General features: G+C 40.3%; 10 protein-coding genes and 1 tRNA gene. All 11 read right to left on the bottom strand.

Annotated features, from left to right (window positions below; all coding sequences use genetic code 11):
- Positions 1-75: 75 nt before the first annotated feature.
- A complete protein-coding gene (locus ACO6VE_RS09350; RefSeq protein ID WP_422460969.1) occupies positions 76-1,173 on the bottom strand; it encodes a phage portal protein family protein in 1,098 nt (365 codons plus the stop codon).
- Between the two features lie 64 nt (positions 1,174-1,237).
- Positions 1,238-1,957, bottom strand: a complete 720-nt coding sequence (locus ACO6VE_RS09345) for an XkdF-like putative serine protease domain-containing protein (protein ID WP_422460967.1) — start codon at positions 1,955-1,957, stop codon at positions 1,238-1,240.
- Positions 1,950-2,186: a hypothetical protein gene (locus ACO6VE_RS09340; protein WP_422460966.1), complete on the bottom strand. Its 237-nt coding sequence runs from the start codon at positions 2,184-2,186 to the stop codon at positions 1,950-1,952. The genes ACO6VE_RS09345 and ACO6VE_RS09340 overlap by 8 nt, the downstream gene beginning before the upstream one ends.
- A complete protein-coding gene (locus tag ACO6VE_RS09335) occupies positions 2,186-2,479 on the bottom strand; it encodes a hypothetical protein (protein ID WP_422460964.1) in 294 nt (97 codons plus the stop codon). The genes ACO6VE_RS09340 and ACO6VE_RS09335 overlap by 1 nt, the downstream gene beginning before the upstream one ends.
- A complete protein-coding gene (locus ACO6VE_RS09330; RefSeq protein ID WP_422460962.1) occupies positions 2,466-2,807 on the bottom strand; it encodes a hypothetical protein in 342 nt (113 codons plus the stop codon). Before ACO6VE_RS09330 ends, ACO6VE_RS09335 begins: the two co-directional genes overlap by 14 nt.
- Positions 2,807-3,010, bottom strand: a complete 204-nt coding sequence (locus tag ACO6VE_RS09325; RefSeq protein ID WP_422460960.1) for a hypothetical protein — start codon at positions 3,008-3,010, stop codon at positions 2,807-2,809. The genes ACO6VE_RS09330 and ACO6VE_RS09325 overlap by 1 nt, the downstream gene beginning before the upstream one ends.
- Positions 3,011-3,094: 84 nt before the next feature.
- Positions 3,095-3,171: transfer RNA gene (locus ACO6VE_RS09320), tRNA-Met, on the bottom strand.
- A gap of 235 nt (positions 3,172-3,406) precedes the next feature.
- Positions 3,407-4,369 carry a hypothetical protein gene (locus ACO6VE_RS09315; RefSeq protein ID WP_422460958.1) on the bottom strand — a complete coding sequence of 321 codons (963 nt, stop codon included), beginning with the start codon at positions 4,367-4,369 and terminating at the stop codon, positions 3,407-3,409.
- Positions 4,366-4,701 carry a hypothetical protein gene (locus ACO6VE_RS09310; RefSeq protein ID WP_422460956.1) on the bottom strand — a complete coding sequence of 112 codons (336 nt, stop codon included), beginning with the start codon at positions 4,699-4,701 and terminating at the stop codon, positions 4,366-4,368. Before ACO6VE_RS09310 ends, ACO6VE_RS09315 begins: the two co-directional genes overlap by 4 nt.
- A gap of 253 nt (positions 4,702-4,954) precedes the next feature.
- Positions 4,955-5,194, bottom strand: a complete 240-nt coding sequence (locus ACO6VE_RS09305) for a hypothetical protein (protein ID WP_422460955.1) — start codon at positions 5,192-5,194, stop codon at positions 4,955-4,957.
- A gap of 250 nt (positions 5,195-5,444) precedes the next feature.
- Positions 5,445-6,431: a hypothetical protein gene (locus ACO6VE_RS09300; protein WP_422460953.1), complete on the bottom strand. Its 987-nt coding sequence runs from the start codon at positions 6,429-6,431 to the stop codon at positions 5,445-5,447.
- Positions 6,432-6,510 lie beyond the last annotated feature (79 nt).

Here is a 6,510-nt window from a genome sequence, read left to right as displayed (position 1 = left end):
ATTTTAGTCGAAGAATTGTGCGGGCATGATTTTTTTACCTCTTCTGTATCTCTCGTGGCTGTAGTGCTTCAGGATTCATCGGGAATTACTGTTTAGATACACTTGAATTGATTTTGACCAGAGTTGACTGCGTGTGCTGGCAAGGTTGTAAGAACCACTATTACCATTCTGACCAATAGACAAGAAATCCAGCAATGCGGAAGACAATGCACTTGCCTTAAACTCACGCAGCAAATCCATCGAGAATGTTTCTTTACCAGAGCCAGGACTACCCATCAGAGTTACATCAATAAGGTATTTTCCATCTTCACCCGTTGTACTAGGTAGAAGCATACCGCTCAGATGGTTACGACGCATCTGAGAGACGATATTCTTCATGTACATTGTCAGTGCTTTCTGGTCTTCAGTTGCATTCTTCTTGAGATATTCTTCTGGTATACGACCTACAGGGAGGCCAGACAGGTCTTTTTCCAGACCCACTAGTTGTAGCTGACTCAATCGATCAGCACTCCACCAGTCTTTGAAGGCTGGCTCAAGAATGGACTTACCTTCAGGATTCCGATCAGAACCATTGTATATTGCGAATCGTTCCCTCGGGATATATGAGGTTTGCCCGTTGATTAGCTGTTGAACAATACCTCTCAGCGTTCCTCCGAATGTACCTGCATCAGGAATATCCCACTGCAATAGAGATGAAGGTTTGATAGTAGTCATATGTCTCCAACCAAACCGTTTATCATTGTATTGTGAGTTGAAGATAGGCTCTTCGAACTTGTCACCTCGACGCAGCTTATAAGCAGGAACTACCATTCCGAAACCATAAGTCAAACGATCATCAATAATCTGATCTAGAATCAAATCAAAATCGGAATCCATATCATCAAAGCATTCCATCACGAACTGATGCACTGCCTTCGCTTCGTCGCTATCATCCGCTGGTTTAACGCTCCAATCAGAGGAACGAAGAATATTTTTATTGGCGTGTATCATTGCCGCAACCCATCCAGACCGAGTCATCTTCTTCATGTAATGACAGCGTGTCTTTAGGGAGTTTAATTCAGGGACATCGTAATCAGTGTTCTCGGCAATATAACCAGAGAAGATATGTAAACCAGAGCCAGCAGCAACAGAATTTAGTGCTTCGTCTGGTGTAAGTTGTTCTACGTCAGCCATTTTAGCCTCCATATATTATGCCACCCACAACCCTAAAACGTGGGTGAGGAGGCTTTGTTTGTTATTAGATACGAACACCGCCATTGGCATCGGTGAGTCCGCCATTGATGTATTGACCGGAATTCTTCAATCTCATTCGTGCGGTCGCTCTGGCTGCTTGGATAGTATCTTCCTGCCCATCCATTAGAATTCGTTCAGCTAGTTTCTGAACTTCATTTTCAAATCCATCATCTTGAGCATTGTTCACTTGCTTTGATGACTCAATCTGTTTCATGACGCCACGAGCTGTAACACGAGCAAGTTGGATGTTTGGTTCTTTGCCTTCGGCAACTAGCTTCTGCGCATATTCATTAACAGCTTGTTCGTGATTGGTTTCCATTTCTCCCCCTTCTACGTTTTTGATTAGATTTTTGATTACCTTACCTTTAGTAAGAATTTCAACGTCTTCAACTACAGCTGGACATTTGATACTCCATCCTGTGAATGTTCCATCCAAAATTGCTTCCCAGATTTCGTCAGAATGAATCTTGGCGGTGGCAATCCATGTTCCAGCTTTTAGATTCTTACCATTCATTTCTGTATCTGTCGGAAGAATGTAATTCTCAACGAATTCAATTTCTTCTGATGACACGTCGAATTTATGTTGTAGGGCAGCTTGATTGCAATACCGCTGAAAATCGTGACATGCCTGCTCCACAGCATCTTCGTCGTACACGTCACCATGCCAATCGACTTCTCCGGGAACTAACACAGGAGCAGTAAAAAGTTTCTTCCAATCAGTCATCAATGCCTTCCTTCTGAATCTGTTCGATAAGAATTGCACGCTGCATTTGGCTGATTTGTTGTTCGTAGTGCTGAACAAGCTTTCCAGCCACATCTAATTCTTTAAGCAGCAGGCGGTGCTTTTCTTCATATTCTGCGCTTTGTTTGGCAAGACCAAGCTTATCAGATTTCAGCTTTTCGAATTCTTCTTTGGAAATTTCAATCATTTCAGGTTTGTTTTTATCGGACATTACAGTTCCTCCATGTCATTGTGAATTAGTTGATTCTTGAGAACTTCGTTATTTTCTTTAAGCTCTCTGTATTTGTTGATCAGTTTCGGTGTAACTTCATTAAACTCATCCAACAAACGAGATCGGCTTGCAAGTTGTTCTTTGACTTGTTCAAGTTCATTACGAAGTTCTTTGTTTTCTTGAAGCAGTTCGATATTGTGATTGATCATCGAGGAACGCTCGTCAGAAATATTTTGTTCAGCGAGTGCTTCGAACATCGCTAGGCTTGCGATTAAAAATTCACTGTGTGTCATCGTGTTCTCCATATTGTTCTTGATACTTGTCCTTCATCATCTGAATCAGGTTTCCGTTTTGGTAATATGCTCTCCGATAAAGCCGTTCAAATATTGGCAACTTGCTGTTATTGAACAGTTCTAACATTGCTGCGTATTCGTCAGGAACTTCTGCTAAAACTATGTCGTGTTCGATGCGTTTGAATTGTCTTGGGTGTCTATATACGATAGGAATATCGGTGTACTTATCAAAAATTCTTCTGAGGAATTCAACAACACCATCTTCTGTTCCGTCATATAGCTCATCCAGATAGTCAGCTATTTCTTCTGGGATTCTTATCGGAGTCATTATACCACCACAAATTTTTCCATTGATTTCTTTTTCCGGTAGCCAGTAATAAACCATCTACGTTCTTCGATATAACGCTTCTCACCGATTTTGTATAATTGATATCCGTGAATTTTTGCGTGTCGTGACCATGCTGTATTTTCGGTTGGTGTGGTCGAACCAATTACATCGTCGAAAAGGGGACGACCTTTCTTCTTTTCCATGTGTCCTCCTTTGGACTCGTAATATATATCTTGCAAAACCCACACCACTGCTCAACAAAGGAGTCTTACATGGGTGGGTTAATTTGGTAGCGGGAGTTGGATTCGAACCAACGTTCTTCAGATAATGAGTCTGACGAGATACCAAACTTCTCTATCCCGCTATTATTCGGCAGGATGCAGTTAATGTCAGCACCCATGACAGCCAAGCAACACCGAGGAGATAATATTGCTTGGGTATTTGGACAATCGTCAACGCCATCCAAAATTTATTTGTTTTCATACCACTTTCTAAGAGCAGAATAGTATTCATTGGGAGATGAATAGTCAGACCATTTAGGACGTGGTTGTTCTTGTGGGACTTCTTCAAGGAGATCGAATAGTGTCATGGCTATTTCCTCATGGTACGAATACAAACTTTTCAGTTGCATGTCGCATTACAAAATCGATTGGTAATGTCTTACCGACATATTCAGCAAACTTCTTAAATGTAGGTTCTGTACATTTAACTGGGTGATAGAATTCCAGATTATTCGATAAAACGTCTAAATCTGTACAGCCTGAATACTCAACCGCATTGTGAACCATATCTTGAACTACATAATACTTTTCGAGGTCTTTACCTCGTAGCCAATCTTGAGGATTCTTGTAGCCAATTGATTCCCATTCAGAAGGGTATGCTCCAGTTGCATGTAAGCAGATTAGTCGTTGTACATCTACAACAAACGGTGTTACATCAAATGTTGATAGATTTTCATAGCCACCACGCTTAATTCCTCTGGTTCTGACCTTACCTTCATAACGTGGTTGATTATAGTCTTTCAGAGTGTGAATTAACTTCTCAGCGACAATAAAATATTTCTGGAATGAGAAGCCGATTTCACCTCGGACAGACATACAAAGCATTTTTGCAAAATCAAGGCTGACCAAATGAAACAATTTATTCGGGCGATGTTGCTTCTGCGTCTCAATCAGGATGTCATTCAAACTTGGCTGCAAGTCTGGTGCAGCACTGTGGAGGGCATTTGCCCTTCTTTTGTCTAAGTCAATTATACCGTTCTCATCAGATGAAATGTAATCTTTACCTTCTTCAATTAGCTCATCACCTTGATTAAATCTTTCAAGATTTTTATCAAACCAACGGCGATAGTGTGTTCTACCTTCTGGGCAACCTAAAAGCTCCCATAATGTTCTTGAATCGACACAAGGCTTATTATCGTATTCAGCATCAAAGATGAATCTGAAGACTTTACGATGCTTCATTAGAAGATGCGCTTCTTTCTCTGTGAATCCGAAGCTGATCATCTGTTTCTTCGACATTGTTGTTATGTTGAAGTGCTCTCGTTTGATTGGTTTAGTCATTTGCGATACACCAATGTTTCATACATTTCGATGAAACTCTCGAATCCATTCATCTTATCTTTGAATGAATATTGATCCCTCACTGGCGTCGGCATATATGTTTCCATGTCAGAACCAATATATTGCAAATATACCGCTCCATATCTTATTGTTGCGATTACGCCATAATTATCCTGAACAAAAGACCAATCTTCATCTGAAATATAATCAAAATGTTCTCTTTCAACTTCAATATAGATTTCATCCAAGTCTATGGAAGTCGAGAAACTCCAATTATTTTGTATTGCCATCATTCCGCACACATCACGGAATTCTTCTAAGGTTGTTAACATAAATGTTTTCTCCCATGCAGAGTTGCACAAAGTCGAACCACCACACCACCCAATCTTTAAAGAAAACAGATGCGGTGCAATGTACAACTTTGCATAATGATTAGGGTTTAATTTTGCCTCTGGTTCGAATCAGAGTGAGCAGTTTTACAATATGCTCAGATTGTGAGAAGAGAGCTATCGCTCTTTGATTCGTTAGGGGAATCACTCCATTCAGAGTCAGAGCAACTTAGAGGGGAATCTCTGACTCAGAATTTCAAGGCATCATATATCTTGGTGATTTCTTACCGATCTTTGGTGTCCATTTCTCAGAAGAAAGGATCATCCCAACCTTTATTGCCAAGTGTTCAACATCATCAGCAAACCTCACCATGTCATGTTCTTCCCAGATTATTGATGAAATTTGTCTAGCGGATAGGAGGTTAGTTCTGTCTTTGTATTTTGTTTTCCAATTAAACGTGATGAACAAAGCATCACGGGCAGATTTTGGTTTCATGATGCCTCCTTAAAATTCAGAACAACAGATCAACCAACTTCATTAACAGTTGATATTGTTCTGGTGTAGTTGTTGAGCCAGCTATACAGGCTCGTGCAGACTCTTCAGTCCTACACGTTGATAGTGCATACAGCACTTCGTTAAGGTGATTTTTCATTGGTTTCTCCGATTGTCTTTCCTTATTCATTAATATAAGGTAAGTAAATTGGAGAGTCTTATTCAGGAGAGTCTTAGAGGTAGCTGTTAACTTTCACAATTGTATCTCAACGCCATCGATTTCAATTATATCCCCAGGATTTGTATTTTCCTTAACGTGATCCCAAAATTCCTCAAGCTCCTGTAATTGTTCTTCTAAGGTTTGCTTCTTGCGTTCATACTTTCTTTTAGGAGCGTCAACATCATAGCTATACAGACCACCAAGAAACTCAACTGCAACTTCATTCAGATGTTTCTGAATAGGATTTTCAGTATTCGGAAGCACACGTTTTTTACCGAGAGATGACCTGTAGTTCCTTCCCTCCTCACTCAAACGCACCTTACCCAATACAGGGTGTCTAAAGTCGTTACCCCTAACATGGGTACACCCCAGTAGGAAATTAGCTACTGCCCTCTCTATACGTCCGCCTATGACATATTTCGCATTACCGTTAACAGTACCGCTACGGAATACACAGCAGCGAGACACTACATTGTACTCAACAAACAAATCTCTGAACTGTTCAAGATGGATGATTTCTACAATTCTGGATTTAGGAATTATGTCGGTCAGCAATACACCATTTATCTTATAGCTATCCATTTTACGAAGTTTGGTCTTATGTACATCCCATTTCTTCATTATCACTTGACCACGAAGATCAAACAGTTTGTAGTACCAATTTCTGGCAATGAAGTTCTTACTCCATGATACAGGCTTACGTTTAATGAACTTGGCTAGTTCAGCAGTATCAATAAACTCAGGATGCTCCGTTCTCCATGAAAGGAATTCTGAATCAGCAACAGCCCAATGTCTTCTGTACTGTTCCCATATGGACATCATATCAACGCCCATTGGGTGGTCTCCGTATTTTTCTTCTAACCGTTCTGTTCGTTCTTGGTTGTTCTTTATGGAAATCTTTTCTTTGACTTCCTTAATATCACCAGTCACCTTAACAGTATTCTGGTTTGTTTTGGTTCTATGTTCTAAAACCTGTTCGAGCTGTCTAAGCTCTGATAATAATTCATCTTTTGTTTTCATATTAACCTCAAAATATTAAGTTTTTACTGGCATTTGTATTTTGCAAGTCCTTGCTGCACCTCGCTCGCAGCTGGGGAAT

Origin of the sequence: Endozoicomonas sp. ALB115 (assembly GCF_049310245.1) — a bacterium.
Taxonomy (GTDB): domain Bacteria; phylum Pseudomonadota; class Gammaproteobacteria; order Pseudomonadales; family Endozoicomonadaceae; genus Endozoicomonas.
The sequence above is the reverse complement of the archived record's forward strand: the minus strand, read 5'-3'. Positions and strand labels throughout refer to the sequence as shown.